Consider the following 19,631-nt stretch of genomic DNA (forward strand, 5'->3'; position numbering starts at 1 on the left):
TAGTCATCGAAAAATATTGTATTTAATGATACACCAGAGTGCTCGAAAACCGTCTTTCCAACCGATTTTTTTGCCTTCTGCATAAGTCCTTCCGTAATAAGAAATCCCGACTTCATAAATTCGAATTTCAGGAATCTTAGCTACTTTTGCTGTAATTTCCGGCTCAAATCCAAACCTGTTTTCTTCTATAGAAATATTTTTGATTACATTAGAGCGAAATGCTTTGTAGCAAGTTTCCATATCTGTAAGATTAATATTTGTAAACATATTCGATAAAGTGGTAAGAAATAAATTTCCTAAACTATGCCAGTAGTAAACTACTCTATGTGGTCTTCCACCCATAAATCTGGATCCAAACACTACATCGGCTTTCCCCTGCAAAATAGGCTCAATGACTCCGGGGATTTCCATAGGATCGTATTCCAAGTCTGCATCTTGCACAATTAAAATATCTCCTGTTGCTGCCTGAAATCCGGTTCTAAGCGCTGCACCCTTACCTTGATTCAATTCGTGATATACGATTTTGTTTGCTAATTTTGCGGCTTTCGTTTTTAAAATCTCTCTTGTACCATCTTTTGAGAAATCATCCACAACGATAACTTCTTTGTTTTTATAGGGGACTTTTTTTACTGCTTCCAGTACGTTCAAGATCGTGTTTTTTTCGTTGTAACACGGAATAATTATTGACAATTTCATAGTTAGACAGATATTTTTTACTCCGAAAAATTTTACTACTTTTTTTTCTGTTACTCTACAATTTTCAATAGAATTGACGAAATGAACCCAAGTAAAATTCTCGTGGTGTGAAAGAAGAAAGACCATTCCTGCATATATTTTTATTTGTACTAACCTTCCTTTCTCTTACTTATAGAGAAGCTCTCCCCTATATTCTGTTTACTGGTGACGGCAAGGTAGCTTTTGAAATTCTATCTAAAGAGTGGTCTTACTCTGTGGCTCTGATACTTATTTTATTTTCTCATGAAATGGGGCATTATATTCCTGCAAGGTACTATGGAATTCGGGCAACACTGCCTTATTTTATCCCATTTCCATTTGGACCAATAGGTACAATGGGTGCTGTGATTCGCATAAAAGATGCTATACCAGACAAAGAAAAACTTTTTGATATAGGAGTCGGTGGTCCGGTGATGAGTTTGATTTTATCTATTCCTTGTTGGGTTGTTGGTTTGTATTTATCAGAACTTGTACCTATTGATAATTTTCAGAATAAATCGGAATTGATTTTTTTTGGGGATAGCATTTTTACCTATTTTAGTGGACAGTGGATACTCGGTCCATACAACACTCAGCAATTCGACGTAATGATTCATCCACTTGCAAAGGCAGGGTGGGTGGGACTACTTGTAACTGCGATCAATCTTCTTCCATTTGGGCAGCTTGATGGTGGCCACGTAATTTATTCTGTATTCGGTGAAAAATATAGAAGATGGATATATTACCTTTTCTTAGCGTTTATGCTTCTAAGTCTTTGGAACTTTTCTTGGCTTGTGTGGACACTTTTAATTTATTTTATAATAAAAGTGGAGCACCCTTATATTCCAGATTCCCATTTTCCTTTAACTCCGTTTAGAAAAAAACTTGGGATATTTATGCTTCTCTCTCTAGTATTTATTTTTGTGCCTTCTCCGATTTTTCTTGGTAGTGAAATGGAAAAATCTTCAATTTTAGAAAATATTTGGAAGTCTATTTTCGGATCGTAACACAAAAATGTATTTGATTTTACATTCAATAGTTGTATTTACTGTAGGATAAGAATAAGAAAAATGAAGAATTTAATATTAGCAATACTTTTGACTTTTTTTATAATTTTTCCAAATCCTATTTTTTCAGAAGACGTTGAAGAATACGCACTATCCGATAGTCCTTATGGATTGACTTTTGACGGATCCAATTTTTGGTATATTGATTCAAAAAGAAGGGCCTTGTATAAAATTGATGAATTTGGCAAGCAAGAAGTATTTAATTTAGGAGTTCCAAAACTCACTGGAATTACCTTTGATTCGAGAGAAGGTAGAATATTTGTAGCTTCCAGCAGATTAATTCTAAAAGTAGAGCCCAATACAGGTGGGGTGACAGATCGGATTCACATTCCGATTGATAAGATTGGTGGAGTAGCAAGTGTCGCAGGAGTTTTGTATATTCTAAATTCCGAAAATGGAAAAGTAGTTATATACGATAAGGCGACAGAGCAAATCATTGGTGGATTCTTTTCTGATCGATCCGAGCCAAAAGATATTTGTTACGGGAAAGAAAGCCTTTGGATAAGCGATTCTACAGACGGAAATATTTATAGATACAATATTGAAACAGGGAAGATTACAGGCTCCGTAAAATCTCCGGGTAAAGATATTCGAGGACTTGTATTTATCGGATCGAAACTTTGGATTGTTGACAAAGAAGAAAAAAAAGCAAAACGAATCAATTATATTGAAACAGACAGATTTATAGCGTCTTTGGAAAAAGAATTTCATATAGAAGTAGAATTAAACTTTTCACTGAACGAGCCTTCTATTGCAGGTGGAGAACTGGCGATCCTATTTCCTCCTACTACAGAGCACCAAAGAGTAAGAAATGTAAAATCAAGCGATGAAAGATTTCAGGTAAATACAACCGAATTTGAAACAAGGTCTTTAATAAAAAGTTTGATCATTGGAGATACAACAGGGAAACAATCTTTAAAATACAGCTTTTCTGTAAGAACTCAAAATATTCGGTATTATATTACAGATGAATATCTTGCGAAAAAAGAAAGCATCACTTCCGACCTTCACTCTTTTCAAAAATTCCCTGAAGCTGCAAAAGGGAAGAACACTACTTTTTTTCTAAACAAACTTTTTGATGGTAGGTTATACAGTTCTAACCTTTCTTCTCTCTCTTCTAATCTACTTACCAATGGCTTCCCCGTAAAACCAGCGATGACTATCAAGTTTGACTCACAGGGAAATAGTAAAATATATGAGTCTTTAAATTCCTATATATTGAATTTTGGGTGGATTCCTATCAATGAAGTCAAACTTTCCAGTGGAGAAACCAGTCGATCTTTTGTAAAATCTGAAACTACGGTTGATTTAGTGCATAGTATAAATTTTGAAATTCTAAAATCTCCTTTATTTTTTAGGAAAAGCAAAAGCTCGCCTTGGATTAATTTGGACTCTGAAATCAAAATTTCTACAAAAAATCAAGAATAATGGAGTGCTTATGAAACTCATTCAGTGGAGTTATTTATGTATCATTCAATTTTTAGGATTTAGCATTTTTGCTCAATCTTCTGTGTATTTTTGCCCAAAAACGACATACTATGCTTATTGTTATAAAGGAGCTGATGCAGACGAGTGCGCAAAATCTAAATGCCAGAGTGCAGGCGGGGAAGATTGCAAGCCGATTGTAAGCTGTAAAAACATAGGTCACGGAGCAATTGCAACCGGACACGATTCAGAAGGAGTTTCTATAATTGGAACTTCTTGCAGCTACGACAGTCCTGAAAAAGCAAAAACAGAAGCAATCAAACAGTGTGTCAAATATGGAGGGGTTGACTGTAAAATTATCCATACATGGGATGGATAATTTTACAAAATTTCTTGACTTTTATTTTTTATATGAGAATTTCAGTTAATTTCTTATTCAAAGGAAAAATACTATGAAATCAATTTTATTTGGAATCCTATTTTCGAGTTTTATTGCAGTTGGAGTGTATGCCCAATCTGCCGTTTACTTTTGCCCGGATACTACAAGCTACGGTTATTGCTATGGTGCCCCTGAGGTCGATCAATGTGCTTTGGATAAATGCCAAGAGTATGGCGGGACGAACTGCCAGCAAATTGTGGACTGCAAAAAAAAGGGTTATGGTGCCATTGCTCTCGGAGAAAACTCTGAAGGAGCTGCTGTGATTGGAACCTCTTGCGGATTTGGTAATCTTGCTGGAGCAAAAAATGAAGCTGTAAAACAATGCACAAAATACGGTGGGATCAACTGCCAAGTAAAAAATACATGGAACGGTTAATTAAATAGATAAAGATTTGCTTTTGATTATATTTTTAACTCATTTTAAATCTTTTGAAAATAAGAGATTTGAAATGAGTTTTAAGTATCTTTAATGTTGATACCGAAACAATCTCCATTATGCTTGTAAACAAAGAAAGACTTAATTTACTCAAAGACGATAGTAGTGAAGTCGAACTGAATTGGCTGAAAGGTCTTATTGACCAAGTAGTTGAAGACTTGGAATCCAGAATGAAAACTATGAGTACTATTAATTCAAATAACACAAAAGAAATAATTTCTGAACTTCACAAAATTAGCGGAGTAGCAGCCAATTTTGGATTAGAAGATTTACACCAAAAAGTTTCAGGATTGGAAAAATTGGCTAAGAATGAAAAAGTAAGCGAAGCGATAGATAATTTTCCAAGCACTCGATCCATCTGGGAAGAAACTAAAAAAGAATTGCTAATCTTTCAGAATGAGCTTTAAAAATTTATCTTAAACTTGTAAGCTCTCTATAGGCTCTCACAAACCCATCTGCAAGAGTTTTAGTGAAAGTCAGAGAAATTCTCGCTTTTTCTGCTGCGATCATTACATCGTGGGCATCAACTGAGTTTGGATCAAACACAAGTTTTTGGGTCATTTCATCTGCTTGCACTTGTGCGTCGTTTACATTTTCAAAAGATTTTTTTAATACACTCGCAAAACTTTCAGCTACATCATCAGGGCTTTGAACCGATGCCTTATCTCCGTAGTGGCGAGTATCGGTTACATTTACTGAAACTTTATCTCCAACTGGAGTGATTGAAAAAGGTTTCCCTGAATTATATAAATTTGTATTAGAGTTGAATGATATATTCATAATTATGCCCTACCTATTTCCATTGCTTTATTAAACATAGCTTTACTTCCATTAATCATTTGAACGTTTGCTTCATACGAGCGTGAAGCGGAAATCATATCTGTCATTTCTGTAACAATATTTATATTAGGCATTTCTACATAGCCTTTTTTTTCACCAATTTTAATCGCATCGGGGTGAGTTGGATCGTAAACCAATCTAAGAGGACTCATATCCTTTTCAATCTTCATTACTTTTACTCCCTTTCCATCTCCCGGAGCAATTCCAAACGGATACACAGGGCTTTTCCACCTTGTCCTTAAATTAATCGGAGTCATTATCACCCGATCTCTTCTAAAAGGGCCGTCTCCATTTGTATTTCTTGTAGTTGTCGCGTTTGCAATATTATTGGAAATAACGTCCATCCTGAGACGTTGTGCGGAAAGGCCTGTTGCCGATACATTAATTGATGTAAATAAACCCATTTTTTACTCCTAAGCCATTCTCATAACTATATTCAATTGCTTGAAATTCTGATTCAATCTTTCTGTGAGAATTGTATAAGCCATTTGGTTGTGAGAGGCTTCTGTCATTTCTTTTTCTATATCTACGTTGTTCCCATCTGCTCTCATTGTAGTGAGGTAGTCTATATTTACTTTTGGCTTAACTTCATTGTGGTCGAGAGGTTTGAAAAGCTGTATATGTCTTTCGTCAGAGATTTGAGTCGGGAGCGCCTTTTCTGCCATAATTTTCTCGGATTCAATCGCTCGCTTTAAATTGGCTTCAAACAAGACTTCACTTCTTTTAAAATGAGGAACGTCCACGTTTGCAATGTTATCCGATATAACTTTTCTTTTTAAAATTGCGTTACTCATACCTCTATGCAAAAGGCTTTGAGTCTTCATAAAATATGTATCTGTAAACATAAAATTCTCCACTATACTCTTCGGTAGCTTTCACTTTACCCAAAAGCAAAATATGTCCCATTTATAATATTTTTTTAAAAAAAAATATTATAAATGGCGTACCTGCAAAAAGTCGTTTTTTGAAAAAGCAATTGTTCAAAAAAGCCAATAAAAGTGCCATTTTCTAGCGTTGTAAAAAGCCCTGAAATGGGTTTTTGCAGTAGCGTCATAAATAGAGTGTTTAGAAAAATATATTTACAATCTGGTCTATTTTATTTTTTTCTTGGTTGATTTGTATTTTCCTGCGGGAGAATGACTCGATATTGCAAGCCTATTCCATGAATTAATCACAACGATTAAAAAAATCAAATTTGCATAAGAAGTTTCATCGAAATACTTACGAGCTTCTTTTTCCACTTCAAGAGATACGTGATGCTCTGAGACCTTGGTGATTTCCTCAGTTAAAGCTAAGGCAGCTCTTTCTGCTTCGGTATAAATTGTTGCTTCTCTCCAAGCATTTAACATGTATAAACGCTCTTCTGTTTCTCCCATAGCCCTTGCATCTTTGTAATGCATATCTAAACAGTAAGCACATCCATTAATCTGGGAGGATCTCATCTTTACTAATTCGTATAAAAATGGCTCTAAACTCCCTGCTTGACAGGCCTCTTCTAAAGCAACCATTGCCTTCATTCCATTTGGAAAGGCTGAATATATATCTACAAATTGTCTATCTTCGCTCATGATTTTTTCCTTAAACAAATATTTTGCACCAAATGCTTAAATCCTCTCAAATTAAAAACTAAGTAACAAAACCATATACTCTATTTAGACCAAGTTTTTCTTGTAATGTTCATTAATTAAACTATAAGTAAAAATACCTATTAATATTTACATAAAGTCTGCCAAATATGTTTCAGTCTTAGATAAAATTCTTGAGTAAAGGAATTGATAATTAATCTTGAAAAGAATAGTTTAATTATTGAACATAATATTTAAAGTTACGAAAGACTAAGAAAAAAAGAAACTATAAAAAACACCAAACCTCTTTTTCAAGTATTCGGATTAGTTAAAATAGAGAGAAAAAATAATATGCCTTTAAGCTGGAATGAAATCAAAGAGCGAGCAATAACTTTTTCCAAAGACTGGGAGAATACTGTAAGTGAAGATGCGGAAGCAAAGCCATTTTTAGAAGCATTCTTCAATGTGTTTGGCATTAGCCGAAAAAAAATTGCAACCTTTGAACATAAAGTAAGGAAGCTAAACGAGCATGACGGATACATTGATCTTTTCTGGAAAGGCACAATGTTGGTTGAAATGAAAAGTCGTGGAAAAGATTTGGAAAAGGCATTTATCCAAGCAAAAGAATATATACAAAAACTAAAGCAGGAAGAAATTCCTAAATATATCCTAGTTTCTGATTTTGCTCAATTTAATTTATATGATTTAGAAAAAGAGATTAATATCGAATTTACTTTAAAAGATTTAGTAAATAACGTTCAGCATTTTGGATTTATTGCGGGCTATGAACAAAAAACCTACGAAGAGCAAGATCCTGTAAATATCAAAGCCGCAGAGTTAATGGGTAAACTCCACGATAGGTTAAAAGAAATCGGATACGAAGGACATCCGCTCGAAGTTTACTTAGTGAGAGTATTATTCTGCTTATTCGCAGAAGACACAACTATTTTTGAAAAACAATTATTTCAGGATTATATAGAGCAAAGAACAAATGAAGATGGAAGTGATTTAGCAGCTAAGATCCAAGAACTATTCCAAGTGTTAAATACGCCTAAAGAAAAGCGTTTTAAAAACTTAGATGAGCAGTTAAATAAATTTCCATTCGTGAACGGCAAATTATTCGAGGAAACTTTACCCATTGCCAGCTTCGATTCTAAAATGCGTTATGCGTTATTGGAATGTTGCCACTTGGACTGGAGTTTGATTTCTCCCGCTATTTTTGGCTCGATGTTCCAAGCGGTAATGAACAAAGAAGAGCGTAGAAATTTAGGAGCGCATTACACTAGCGAGAAAAATATTTTAAAATTAATTGAGCCACTCTTCCTAGATGAACTCTACGAGGAGTTTGAATCAGTTAAGGGCAATCGAAATAGGCTCATAGACTTTCATAAAAAGCTAGGCAATTTAAAATTTTTAGACCCTGCCTGTGGATGTGGAAACTTCTTAGTAATCACATACAGAGAATTGCGAATTTTGGAAATCAAAGTATTAAAAGTCCTCAGCAAAAAAGAGATGTTTACGAACATCAAAAATGTAGCACTCATAGATGTTGACCAAATGTATGGAATTGAAATCGAAGATTTTCCCGCGAGAGTGGCTGAGGTAGCAATGTGGCTAATAGACCACCAGATGAATCAAAAACTAAGCAAAGAATTTGGAATGTATTTTTTGAGACTTCCTTTGCAGAAAGCAGCAAATATAGTTCATGCCAACGCTCTTAGAACAGATTGGGGTATTCTTTTAAGACCTAGGATTATAGAAACGTACTTTTACGACATGGGCAAAAAGGAAGTAGCCGGTAAGGTGCAAACGGTTAAGGACGATTATTCGTATATTCTTGGAAATCCACCGTTTGTGGGAAAGTATTTACAAAACCAAGAACAAAAGGATGATTTAGATTTAGTGTTTAAAGAAGTAAAAGGAGCGGGTGTTTTAGACTATGTAGCCGCTTGGTATTTAAAAGTAGCAGAATACATTCAGAATTCTAAAATCAAAGCAGCATTTGTTTCTACGAATTCTATCACTCAAGGAGAACAAGTAGGAGTTTTGTGGAATGAATTATTTTTTAAATATAAAATAAAAATTCATTTTGCGCATAGAACATTTAAATGGAGCAATGAGGCTAAGGGTAACGCGGCTGTGCATGTTGTTATTGTTGGGTTTGCTAATTTTGATACGAATAAAAAAAATCTTTTTGAATACGAGGATACCAAAGGAGAAGCACATAAAATTCCTGCAAAGAATATTAATCCATATTTAGTCGAAGGAAAAGATTTCGTTATTTTAAAGCGAAGAACTCCTATCTCGAATGTTCCAGAAATATCTTTTGGAAGTATGCCAAATGATGGAGGAAATTTCCTATTTACCGATGAAGAAAAAAAAGAGTTCCTAAAACTAGAACCGAATGCAAAAAAATTTATGAGACCCTTAATAAGCGGTTATGAATTTTTAAATGGGGAAAACAGGTGGTGTCTATGGTTAAAAGATGCTGAACCGCAAGAACTTAAAGAACTAAAAGAAGTTAGGAAGCGAATTGAAGCTGTTCAAAATCTGAGACAAAAAAGCAATCGGGAAGCAACAAAAAAGTTAGCCGCATTTCCTCAACTGTTCGGAGAAATTAGGCAACCTGATTCCTCCTATATTGCTATACCAAGAGTATCCTCTGAGAAAAGAAAATTTATACCTATTGGTTTCTTCTCTAAAGATTATATCTTAAGTGATACCTGCTTGTATGTTGCATCACAAAATCTACTTACATTCGGAATTTTACAATCCACAATGCACATGTGTTGGGTGAGATCAGTATGCGGTAGATTAAAAAGTGATTATAGATATTCAAATGAAATTGTTTACAATAACTACCCATGGCCTCTTAATCCAACAGAAAAACAAACTAAAGCTATTGAAATGTATGCACAAAAGGTTTTAGATGCGAGAAAGGAATTTCCTGATTCAAGTCTTGCTACTTTGTATGATCCTCTCTCCATGCCACCAAAACTAACGAAAGCACACCAAGAATTGGACAAAGCAGTAGATGCGGCTTATCGTTCTCAGCCGTTTACAAGTGAAGCAAAACGCATGGAGTTTTTGTTTGAGTTGTACGAGAAGTATACTGTAGGTTTATTTGCGAAAGAAAAGGTTTGAATATTTATGAATTGGCAAAATATTTTTCAACTTCTGTTTCAATTTTTGTATATTCAAAAATTTTTATATAGAATTTGATTTAATTTCTTTAGTTTCAGTTAATAAGTAAGAAGTACCTATGAGTCCATTCGGAAAAAGATTTATACTTGAAAAATTCGTATCGTCAAAATCCCAGTAAGTTATTTCCATTCCATCTACTTCATAAACAGGGTTGTTTCTGAAAAATTTGACTGGCTGTAATCCCTGAAACAAATTCCAAGTTCGTTTTTCACCAAACAGTTTTCTCAGCACGAGTCTTTTGATTCCAAGATATCTTAACTTTGAGATAAAACTATCAATCTCTGTTATGTTATGCTCTGTGATAACCGCAGAAATTTTTATTTCGATTTTACTCTTGGCTAAAATTTTACTTAGGTCGGGAATATTTTCAGTCCCCATCATGGCTTTGTATGTTTTTTTTTCAAATGTCGGGAATGATATACAAGCTTTGTTGTATGAGTTGAATTCCAAAATTTTTTTTAGGGCTAAGGCTCCATTCGTATGAAGTGAAATATTGGATAGAGGAATTTTTATTCTAATTTCATCAATGAGTTTCGTTTCAAATTTATAAAGTTGGGGATCGGAAATTGTACCGGTAAAGATGATATTTGTTGTTTGGGTTTTTTGTAATTCGATAAGAAATTTTTCCTGATTGAGTAAAGGATACAATTCAAGATTGTCTATATTTACTATTTTCGGGAGAGATTTGCCGATACAAAATGGACAATACCGATTGCATTTTCCGGAAAAGAGAATATTTGCAAAATCGTAAGGTGTCTTTTTTATTGATAGGATTCCATTGGAGGGCATGAGCAAACAAGATTCCTATCGCCATAGACATTATCCACCCTTCCTACTGAAGGCCAAAATTTATTATTACGCAAATAAGGTAGTGGAAAAATTGCAAGCTCTCTGGAATATTGGTGATTCCATTTCTCTGAAATCACAGACTCTGCCGTGTGAGGGGAATTTTTTAGAGGGTTGTCGGTTTCGTCTAACGTACCGTTTTCTATTTGTCGGATTTCTTCACGAATAGAAATTAATGCATCACAAAACCTGTCTAATTCTTCTTTTGATTCGCTTTCTGTTGGCTCTATCATTAGAGTCCCTGGAACCGGAAAGGACATAGTAGGGGCGTGAAATCCATAGTCCATTAGTCTTTTGGCTACATCTTCTACTTCAATTTTTGCACTACTTTTAAACATTCTGAAATCCATAATACATTCGTGAGCGATAAAACCATTCTTTCCTTTATAAAGCAGTGGATAGAATTCGGAGAGTCTTTTCGCAACATAATTGGCGTTTAGAATGGCTAATTTTGTAGAAAGTGTAAGTCCTTCTTTGCCAGTCATGCGAATATACATCCAAGAAATTGGAAGAATCCCGGCGCTACCCCAAGGAGCTGCGGATACCGAACCATCTTTCGAGTTTGAATTATTTTCTGTCACAGAATGCCCGGGAAGAAATGGTTTTAAATGTTTTGCAACGCCTATCGGTCCGACTCCAGGGCCTCCTCCACCGTGAGGAATTGCAAAAGTTTTGTGTAGATTTAGATGACAAACATCTGCACCAATATCAGCAGGTCTGCACAAGCCGACTTGAGCATTCATATTTGCCCCATCCATATATACCTGACCACCATGACTATGAACAATTTCACAAATTTCTTTTATAGATTCTTCAAATACTCCATGAGTAGAAGGGTAGGTAACCATAAATACTGCCAGATCTTTTGAATATTCAGAAGACTTTGCTTTAAGATCGTTAATATTAATATTTCCTTGTGCGTCACACGACACCGGTACTACTTTAAATCCGGCTAATGCAGCACTTGCAGGATTTGTTCCATGGGCTGACACAGGAATGAGGCAAACATTTCTATTGAGTTCGTTTTTTGATTTATGAAATTTTCTTATTGCTAAAAGCCCGGCATACTCTCCTTGCGAGCCTGCGTTTGGTTGCAAGGAAATTGCAGGGAATCCGGTGATTTCAGATAAATACGATTCGAGTTGTTGAAATAATTTTTGATAGCCCTCGCTCTGATTTTTTGGGACGAAAGGATGAATGTTTGCAAATTCAGCCCATGTAATAGGTAACATTTCAGATGCTGCATTTAATTTCATCGTGCAAGAGCCAAGAGGAATCATAGAGGTTGTAAGAGATATATCTTTAAGTTCGAGTGTCTTGATATAACGCATTAGTTTTGTTTCTGTGTGGTAAGAGTTAAAAACAGGGTGTGTCAAAAATTCAGAGGTTCTTTTCAAATTTTCTGGAAAATTGGTTTTGCTAAATTCTTCTGCTTGGGATTTCTCCAAAAAAATAGACAGAATATCCTGAAATCTATTTTCGTTTAGAGTTTCGTCTAAAGAGATCGCAATTTTATTTTCATCAATGAGTCTGAAATTTATTTTTTTACTCTCTGCTATTTTCAGAATGTCTGAGGATTTTTTATGCTTTAAGTTTATTGTCAAGGTATCAAAATAAAATTCATTCTCTACTGAATAGCCGGAATTTTTCAAAGAGGTCGCTAGTCGATCTGTAAACTCGTGAATTCTCTTTGCAATATTTTTTAGACCTAAGGCTCCGTGGTAAACGGCATACATGGAAGAAATCACTGCAAGCAAAACTTGAGCAGTGCATATATTACTTGTAGCTTTATCTCTTCTGATATGTTGCTCCCTTGTTTGTAAGGATAGCCTTAAAGCTGGCTTTCCTGAAGAGTCCTTGGAAACACCGATGAGCCTTCCCGGCATTTGCCTTTTGAATTCATCTTTAGTTGCAAAATATCCAGCGTGTGGTCCACCAAATCCAAGGGGCACTCCAAATCTTTGAGTAGTCCCTACTGCGATATCTGCCCCAAATTCACCAGGTGGCTTTAAAAGAGTAAGGCTTAAAAGATCGGCTGAAACTGTAACAAGAATTCCATTCTTATGTGCGTTATCCGTCACAGTGCTGTAATCGTGAATCTCTCCGCTTGAGCAGGGGTATTGTAATAGCATTCCAAAATATTCATTTGAAAAGGAAAATTTCTTCCAATCCCCTACAACTACTTCTATTCCGATAGGCTCTGCTCTTGTCTTGATTACATCTATAGTTTGTGGATAACAATTGTATGATACAAAAAATTTATTTGAATTCGATTCTGGTTTTAGCGAATAACTCATAAACATAGCTTCCGCAGCAGAAGTGGCTTCATCCAAAAGAGATGCATTTGCTATTTCCATCCCGGTTAAATCCATTACCATTGTTTGAAAATTAAGAAGAGCCTCCATTCTTCCTTGTGAAATTTCTGCCTGATATGGAGTGTATGCCGTGTACCAGCTTGGATTTTCTATTATATTTCTTCTTATGACAGAGGGAGTAATTGTATCATAATAGCCTTGACCAATGTAAGAACGAAAAATTTTATTGTTCGATATAATACTATGCAATTCGCCTAACGCATCGTATTCACTTAGAGGCTCTGGTAGAGAACTGAGTTCTTTGCATCGGATATTCGAAGGGATAGTTTTATCAATCAGTTCATCCAAGTTGGATAAATTTAGAAGCTTCAACATTTCAGAAACTTCATTTGGATTTGAGCCTATGTGCCGATTGGTAAAAGAATCATAATTGAAAAATTGTTCGTTCTGATTTGTCTTAGCCATATTTTTTTCCTGACTACTCTAAATCTTTGATGTATTCTCTGTATTCTGATGAGCTTAAAAGCCCGGAAAGCTCTTCGGATTGAAAATTCACAATCTTTATCATCCAAGCAGAATACGCATCTTTGTTGATTGCGGAAGGATCGCTTGTCAAAGTAGAATTGATTTCTGAGACCTCTCCACTGATGGGAGAATATAAATCATCGGCAGCTTTTACTGATTCAATCGTTCCAAAGCTGTCTTTAGCTTTGAGTTTTTTTCCTACTTTTGGCAAATCAATAAATACAATATCGCCTAACGCAGATTGAGCATAGTCAGAAATTCCGAGTATAGCAATTTCTCCTTCAACTTTTACCCATTCGTGCTTTTTAGTGTATTTTAGTCCTTCACTTACTTTTGCGTCTGACATTTTACTAACCTCTTAATTTTTTTTAATACTTCCGGTGATAAAATTTCCTGTATGTACAACTGCTTTTTTGAATTCTGAACGAATTTCTATTAAAATTTCAGTCCCATCTTCCCAAAAACCTTTTTTCAAAATTGCCATTCCTATACTTTTTTTTAAGGTAGGGGAATATGTTCCCGAAGTTACTTTTCCGATTGGATTTTTGGCTAAATCAAAAACAGAATAATTTTCTCGTAACACCCCGGGATCCAATAACTGGATACCCAGTATTTTTTCTGGAGGGTTCTCTTTTTTTTGTAAGATAATTTTATCATAGCAAAGAAATTCTTTGTCTTTTTTCTTTACTATCCAGCCAATTCCAGATTCAACCGGAGTTCTGTAACTCGTAAGCTCATGACCGTAGAGAGGATATTTTGCTTCAATTCTTAGAGTGTCTCTTGCTCCAAGACCAACCGGAACTAAACCGAAGGGTTTCCCAAAACTAAGAAGTTCATCCCAAATTTTCAACCCCAAAGAAATGGAAGAATAGATTTCAAATCCATCTTCTCCCGTGTAACCTGTTCTTGAAACGATCAGCTCCTCTCCTTGAAATGGTATCAGCGCAAATGAATAGTATTTTATAAAATCCAGATTCTTATCTATATATTTTGAAAAGATTTCATCTGCTTTTGGTCCTTGGATTGCAATTTGGTGCCAATTCAAACTTTCGTTTCTGATATTGACTGAATGCGGAAAACTGATTAAGTGCGAAAATACATCTTCGTAATTAGAGGCGTTGGAACAAATCATGTATTTTTCATCACTGAATTTATAAACAGTGACATCATCCACAATTCCACCTTCTTTATTTAAAATTGCATTGTACTGAACCTGAAAATTTTTTAGAGAATTAATTGAATTGCAGGTAAGTTTTTCCAAAAAGCCAAGAATCTTATCCGGCTTTCCTTCTACAAAAATTTCTCCCATGTGAGATACATCAAACAACCCTGCAGATTTTCTTGTATTTTCGTGCTCGGCAATAATTCCGGTATATTGAATTGGCATTTCCCATCCACCAAAACTAACCATCTTTGCACCAAGACTTTTATGCTTTTCGTTTAAAGGAGTTTTTTTAAGATTTTCCACAATTTTTTTCCATTCAGCCAAGCTATATTTAACCAGTTTTACAAAAGGCATTCCTGCAAAAAGTAATTTATTGAAAAATTCTAATAGTAAAATTCATTAAAATAACTTATACTTTGGCAGTGCTATCGAATAGCAAAGAAAGATTTTCTTTTTATTTTTTTGGAAAATATCAGAAAAGAAATAGTTGAAAAATATACCTAAACAAATACTACGTTAGTGTGAACAGGGAAAATTCAATTGTTAGAAAAATTATTCATATTGATATGGACGCATTTTTTGCATCTGTTGAAGAAAGAGATTTTCCTGAGTACAGAGGAAAGCCTGTAGTCGTAGGTGGTGATCCCAAAAGTAGGGGAGTTGTTTCTACGGCAAATTATGAAGCCAGAAAGTATGGAGTTCATTCCGCTATGCCAACTTCAAGAGCCTATAAACTTTGTCCTCATGCGATTTTTGTTTATCCGAGGTTTAGTGCGTACATAGAAGTTTCAAATCAAATCAAAAAAATATTTGAAGAGTACACGGATAAGGTAGAGCCTCTCTCATTGGATGAAGCCTATTTGGATGTGACTGAAAATAAAAAAAATATTGCTTATGCTACAATTCTTGCTAAGGAAATCAAAAACCAAATAGTGAAACAAACAAAACTTACTGCATCAGCCGGGGTTAGTTATAATAAATTTTTAGCCAAAATTGCTTCCGGTCTAAATAAACCCGATGGACTAACGATAGTAACTCCTGAAACTGCAAATGAGTTTATCGAAAAACTATCTATTGGAAGTTTTTTTGGTATCGGTAAAGTAACAGAACAAAAAATGAAGTCACTTGGAATTCATGCAGGAAGTGATTTGAAAAAAATTTCAGAAGCAGAATTGATAAAAATTTTTGGAAAATCAGGCGCTTTCTATTATAGAATGGCAAGAGGTCAAGACGATAGACCAGTTGAAAATTTTCATGTAGCTAAATCGGTTGGTGCAGAAAATACTTTTTCAATAGACCTTCTGAATATTGATACGATTAAAGATGAGGTTCAAGATATTGCAAACGTATTAGTTCATCGACTTCAAAAATCAGAAGTAAAAGGAAGAACACTGACACTAAAAGTCAAATACGAGGATTTTGTAACTGTTACTAGAAGTAAAACAGGGTGCTCTTACACTGATGATTTGCAATATATTTTAAAAGAGGCTATGGTTCTATTGAAACAAACAGAAGCTGGAATACGAAAAATTCGTTTAATTGGTTTATCAATTTCTAATTTAGATTGTAATGATCGCCAACTATGTTTACCAATGCAGTAAAACTATACCAATTCACTTCAAGAATTTATTTTTTAATAAAATTTTCTTCAAAAATCAATTTTGCTAAATCTCGAATAAATGAATTTCTTTCATCCATGATTTTTTTCAATACATCTCTGAATCTTTCGTCTTTTGTTTCTCCCATAGCCAAAATAACCGCTCCTTTTTGGTCATTGCTTAAAGAAGAGCTATTGACCAATTTGATAAAGAGGTGAATCAGATTTTCAGAGTATGGCCTATATTGAATTATTTTTCCGTTTCGATCTGGAATAGAGTTCATATTTTTTAGCTCTTCTATAAAATCATAAAAGACTTCTTCTCCAGTAGAAGAAACAATCAAGGAAGAAAGAAGCAACTCACCTTCAGGTGATCGGTAGCGACCGATAGCTCGAATAATTTCTGTTTTGATAGAAGTATTTTTTGCATGGATATAAGCAGTTTTTAAAACAGCAAGACCCTTCGGATCTAAAGAATCACTTGCTTCCAATATTGCATTTTTTACTTCTTTGCTATCTAACCCCATTACTCTTTTAGTCAGGAGTTCCATGTTTGGGTTTGGGGTTTTACTGTTGCTATTTATGAGTTGATTTCTTTCTCGAAGTAATTGAATATTTCCCGGATCAATTTCTTGACTTGCGAGTAAGGAAAAACTAAAAAGAAAGATATAAGTATATAGGGTACTATTGAAAAAATCTATTTGAATATTTTTAAGGAACTTATAAATAATAGGTGAAATGATTTTCATGCTATTAAGGTCGGAAATCTATACCAAAATCATTACCGGACACTTATAAAAAAATAGTCGTTTTAGTTTTTTTCTTTTTTGCTTGAAAATAGATTTAATTAAGCTAAAGTTTTACAACAGAATATAATGTGAAAAAAATTTATTCTCCTAATTCTCTTAAATAGTCAAAGGTGTATATACCGGAATCGTGGTAGTCGCTCCAAGAAAAGCTCAGTGCATAACGCCCCATTTTCCTCCATGATAGGAGAGTGATTTTTTTTATATGAGAAGTAGCATCACCAATATTCCCCCCATGACCACCCCTACACTTTGCGCAGGGACATTTCTTTCGTAATTCTAAAAGATTGTAGTTCGAGGCAACTCCGTCTTTCCAAGAAATTTTTAAATTTTCGGCATCGTGTGAAATCTCTAAAGGCATGGTTGATAGCGGGTTTTTCATTTTGGTAAACTCATCTTTTTTTCTTTAAAATATCCAATTGTGCTTCCGTAAGTCTGCTTTTCATTTCTTTTTAGATCAGCCATTTTAAAAGTATTTTTTTCAAATATCAATATCACGGTAGAGCCCATTTCAAATCTACCAAGCTCGGCTCCTTTTTGGATCAGAATATCTACATTCTTGTATTCGACTTCTTTTGAAAATCTAAGCCAAGAATTTGTAACAATTTTATTATCGTAAGTTACACGTATTTTTCCCACATTGGATGCTCCAACTTTTACTACTGCAATCTTACCGTATTCTGTTTGGAGGAAAGTAATCAGTCTTTCGTTTTTTGGAAATAAACCTCGTATTCCAAGAACTGCAAGATCGTTTACAGGAAACAATTTACCCGGCTCGTAATAATACCCTAAAATTTTTCCATAGAATGGAGAATGGATTCTGTGGTAATCTTGAGGAGAAAGGTAAAATGTTATAAACTTGCCGTTAGAAAATGAGTCCAAATATTTATCTGAGCCTAAAAGCTCCTTCAAACTGTATTCAAGACCTTTCGCTTGAATTAGTGTACTCTCTTGAATATCTCCATAGCTTGTAATTCGAGCGTCTACCGGAGACACTACCGCATTTTCTGCAGAGTCCACAATTCTAGCGCCTGCTTTTAATGCTCTGGTAAAAAATTGATTTAGAGAATTGTACTCTCCAAGATTCAATTCGGCTTCACTTACATTGATTTTGTAAATTTTGGCAAATGCTTTTAAAATCGGAATCATCATAAATCTTGGGAGTCTTATATAAGTCAAGGCTCCAAAAAATTTAGATAAAAAATTCTTTGGCAGCATGGATAATAATAAAATATAAAAGTCCTTAAATATTTCATATCGAGTTCCACTCTCTGAAATAAATTTGCTCAATTCGTAAGAAGCCGATTTGGTAAGTAGTAATAAGGAAACAAGAACCGGGATTGCGGAAGAAATTACCATAAGTAAGCCAAAGTTGAACGAGTAATAGAAAATTTCATTTCCCTTTTGGAGAAAGGTATAGCTGACAAACAAGATCAACCCTACAAAAAAAATTCTAAAAAAATTGGCAAATTTTTCTCCCGATATATAAGTTGAGCTTTGCTCTCCCGTATAGAACCAACCACAAATCGCAACCAATCCAAAGATCAACAAAGATGAGTTGAATAGAAAGCCAGCCAATTCATCAGAACGAACAAGTATGGAGGAAAGTAAATTCATCTGGGAATCAAAAGAAAGTGCGTTAGACGACACTAATAGATAAAATACTAAAGTAGATACAATCATCCCTTCAAAAAAAGACGATAACATGCTGACAAGGCCTTGTTTGACAGGAGAATCAGTCCTAACAACTCCGGAGATTCCGGCACTTTTTCCGACACCTACTTCGGTGATCATGCAATACGCACCGAATGACTCGCTTATCATTTTTATTGTAATAAACCCACCACCTAAGATAATACTACTCGATTGAAAAGCTTCATGGAAAACTATGGATAAGAATGACGAAAACGGAATGAAGTCGCTTTTAAAAAGAATAAAATAGCTAAAAAAGAAAAGTACTAGACCGATTGGGGTTAAAAATCCGGCCATTTTCCCGACCCTGCGAATTCCTCCAAGGGACACGTAGATGAGAATTGCAGAAACAAGAATAGGAATAAACATTCCCTTTGTTCCAAATGCATTATTTGAAATGTGAGTCATTGTCAAAGTGGGAACTACACCTCCCATAAATAAAACAGCCAGAATACTACCTAGAGAAAATAAAACCGCGAGCCATTTTGCTTTTAGTGCTTTTTCTATAAAATACATAGGGCCGCTTAAATATCTTCCACTGGGTAATTTCGTTCTGAACTTGATCGCCATAGTGGATGATACAAATCGAATCGGCATAATTAAAATAGAGCCAATCCATATCCAAAATAAAGCTCCAATCCCACCGATGGTCAAGGCCACGGCAGATCCAATAATGGCTCCCAATAGAAGTGAAGAAGCAGTGCCGGCAAAAAATGCCTGAGAATGAACAAGTTGCCCTTTTGAACCTTTGTTGTCTAAAATTCCTGAAAAAATTTTAAATGCTAAGAAAAAAAATCGAAATTGAGGAAATTTTAAACGAATTGTCAAATAGATTCCACAGAAAATTACGAGAAGGAAATAAGGATTGATTATATCGTTGCCTAAAAGAAAAAAGTTTTTACTATTTGCCATCATTTCTCACTGATTTTCTCAAAAATTTCCCTAAATTAAAAAAAATTTAATGGATGAGAATTTATCTCTTCAATAAAATTTGA

Annotated in this window: 19 protein-coding genes; 7 read left to right on the forward strand and 12 right to left on the reverse strand. The window is 34.7% G+C overall.

Annotation, left to right across the window (positions count from 1 at the left end):
- Positions 1 to 3 precede the first annotated feature (3 nt).
- Positions 4 to 696: a glycosyltransferase family 2 protein gene (locus HS129_13035; protein MBE7412962.1), complete on the reverse strand. Its 693-nt coding sequence runs from the start codon at positions 694 to 696 to the stop codon at positions 4 to 6.
- A 107-nt stretch (positions 697 to 803) separates the two neighbouring features.
- On the opposite strand from HS129_13035, the gene HS129_13040 reads away from it, so the two are divergent.
- The 5 genes from HS129_13040 (at position 804) to HS129_13060 (ending at position 4,488) form a co-directional block, all read left to right on the forward strand.
- Positions 804 to 1,721, forward strand: a complete 918-nt coding sequence (locus tag HS129_13040; GenBank protein MBE7412963.1) for a site-2 protease family protein — start codon at positions 804 to 806, stop codon at positions 1,719 to 1,721.
- A gap of 63 nt (positions 1,722 to 1,784) precedes the next feature.
- On the forward strand, positions 1,785 to 3,209 hold the full coding sequence (locus tag HS129_13045; protein MBE7412964.1) for a hypothetical protein: 1,425 nt from the start codon (positions 1,785 to 1,787) through the stop codon (positions 3,207 to 3,209).
- A gap of 10 nt (positions 3,210 to 3,219) precedes the next feature.
- Positions 3,220 to 3,585: a DUF4189 domain-containing protein gene (locus HS129_13050; GenBank protein MBE7412965.1), complete on the forward strand. Its 366-nt coding sequence runs from the start codon at positions 3,220 to 3,222 to the stop codon at positions 3,583 to 3,585.
- Positions 3,586 to 3,658: 73 nt separating this feature from the next.
- On the forward strand, positions 3,659 to 4,021 hold the full coding sequence (locus HS129_13055; GenBank protein MBE7412966.1) for a DUF4189 domain-containing protein: 363 nt from the start codon (positions 3,659 to 3,661) through the stop codon (positions 4,019 to 4,021).
- 119 nt (positions 4,022 to 4,140) lie between these two features.
- A complete protein-coding gene (locus HS129_13060) occupies positions 4,141 to 4,488 on the forward strand; it encodes an Hpt domain-containing protein (GenBank protein MBE7412967.1) in 348 nt (115 codons plus the stop codon).
- Between the two features lie 4 nt (positions 4,489 to 4,492).
- On the opposite strand, the gene fliE is transcribed toward HS129_13060, so the two are convergent.
- The 4 genes from fliE to HS129_13080 all read right to left on the reverse strand — a co-directional run bounded on the left by fliE (position 4,493) and on the right by HS129_13080 (position 6,489).
- The gene (fliE, locus tag HS129_13065; GenBank protein MBE7412968.1) at positions 4,493 to 4,861 is read right to left on the reverse strand and encodes a flagellar hook-basal body complex protein FliE; all 369 of its coding nucleotides are present in this window, start codon (positions 4,859 to 4,861) and stop codon (positions 4,493 to 4,495) included.
- Positions 4,862 to 4,863: 2 nt separating this feature from the next.
- Positions 4,864 to 5,325, reverse strand: a complete 462-nt coding sequence (flgC, locus tag HS129_13070; protein ID MBE7412969.1) for a flagellar basal body rod protein FlgC — start codon at positions 5,323 to 5,325, stop codon at positions 4,864 to 4,866.
- A gap of 9 nt (positions 5,326 to 5,334) precedes the next feature.
- Entirely contained in the window at positions 5,335 to 5,766 is a 432-nt protein-coding gene (flgB, locus tag HS129_13075; protein ID MBE7412970.1) for a flagellar basal body rod protein FlgB, read from the reverse strand.
- Positions 5,767 to 6,012: 246 nt separating this feature from the next.
- Positions 6,013 to 6,489, reverse strand: coding sequence for a carboxymuconolactone decarboxylase family protein (locus tag HS129_13080; GenBank protein ID MBE7412971.1), 477 nt, complete (start codon positions 6,487 to 6,489; stop codon positions 6,013 to 6,015).
- 348 nt (positions 6,490 to 6,837) lie between these two features.
- Between HS129_13080 and HS129_13085 the strand changes: the two genes are divergently transcribed.
- Complete coding sequence (locus HS129_13085; protein MBE7412972.1) at positions 6,838 to 9,630, forward strand: class I SAM-dependent DNA methyltransferase; 2,793 nt, start codon at positions 6,838 to 6,840, stop codon at positions 9,628 to 9,630.
- A gap of 63 nt (positions 9,631 to 9,693) precedes the next feature.
- Here the strand turns inward: HS129_13085 and HS129_13090 are convergent, their stop codons facing one another.
- The 4 genes from HS129_13090 to gcvT are packed head-to-tail and all read right to left on the reverse strand — an operon-like array spanning position 9,694 to position 14,844.
- On the reverse strand, positions 9,694 to 10,485 hold the full coding sequence (locus HS129_13090; GenBank protein MBE7412973.1) for a radical SAM protein: 792 nt from the start codon (positions 10,483 to 10,485) through the stop codon (positions 9,694 to 9,696).
- Positions 10,452 to 13,316, reverse strand: a complete 2,865-nt coding sequence (gene gcvP / locus HS129_13095; GenBank protein ID MBE7412974.1) for an aminomethyl-transferring glycine dehydrogenase — start codon at positions 13,314 to 13,316, stop codon at positions 10,452 to 10,454. Before gcvP ends, HS129_13090 begins: the two co-directional genes overlap by 34 nt.
- Before the next feature lie 13 nt (positions 13,317 to 13,329).
- Complete coding sequence (gene gcvH, locus HS129_13100; GenBank protein MBE7412975.1) at positions 13,330 to 13,722, reverse strand: glycine cleavage system protein GcvH; 393 nt, start codon at positions 13,720 to 13,722, stop codon at positions 13,330 to 13,332.
- Positions 13,723 to 13,734: 12 nt separating this feature from the next.
- Positions 13,735 to 14,844: a glycine cleavage system aminomethyltransferase GcvT gene (gcvT, locus tag HS129_13105; GenBank protein ID MBE7412976.1), complete on the reverse strand. Its 1,110-nt coding sequence runs from the start codon at positions 14,842 to 14,844 to the stop codon at positions 13,735 to 13,737.
- 218 nt (positions 14,845 to 15,062) lie between these two features.
- On the opposite strand from gcvT, the gene dinB reads away from it, so the two are divergent.
- Complete coding sequence (gene dinB / locus HS129_13110; GenBank protein MBE7412977.1) at positions 15,063 to 16,142, forward strand: DNA polymerase IV; 1,080 nt, start codon at positions 15,063 to 15,065, stop codon at positions 16,140 to 16,142.
- 25 nt (positions 16,143 to 16,167) lie between these two features.
- Here the strand turns inward: dinB and HS129_13115 are convergent, their stop codons facing one another.
- The 3 genes from HS129_13115 to psd form a co-directional block, all read right to left on the reverse strand.
- Positions 16,168 to 16,887 (reverse strand): hypothetical protein, encoded by a 720-nt coding sequence (locus HS129_13115; protein MBE7412978.1) that lies wholly within the window; start codon positions 16,885 to 16,887, stop codon positions 16,168 to 16,170.
- A 139-nt stretch (positions 16,888 to 17,026) separates the two neighbouring features.
- Positions 17,027 to 17,326 (reverse strand): DUF971 domain-containing protein, encoded by a 300-nt coding sequence (locus HS129_13120; GenBank protein ID MBE7412979.1) that lies wholly within the window; start codon positions 17,324 to 17,326, stop codon positions 17,027 to 17,029.
- Positions 17,323 to 19,548, reverse strand: coding sequence for a phosphatidylserine decarboxylase (gene psd, locus HS129_13125; protein ID MBE7412980.1), 2,226 nt, complete (start codon positions 19,546 to 19,548; stop codon positions 17,323 to 17,325). The genes HS129_13120 and psd overlap by 4 nt, the downstream gene beginning before the upstream one ends.
- Positions 19,549 to 19,631: the final 83 nt, after the last annotated feature.

Source organism: Leptospiraceae bacterium (assembly GCA_015075105.1).
Taxonomy (GTDB): domain Bacteria; phylum Spirochaetota; class Leptospiria; order Leptospirales; family Leptospiraceae; genus JABWCC01.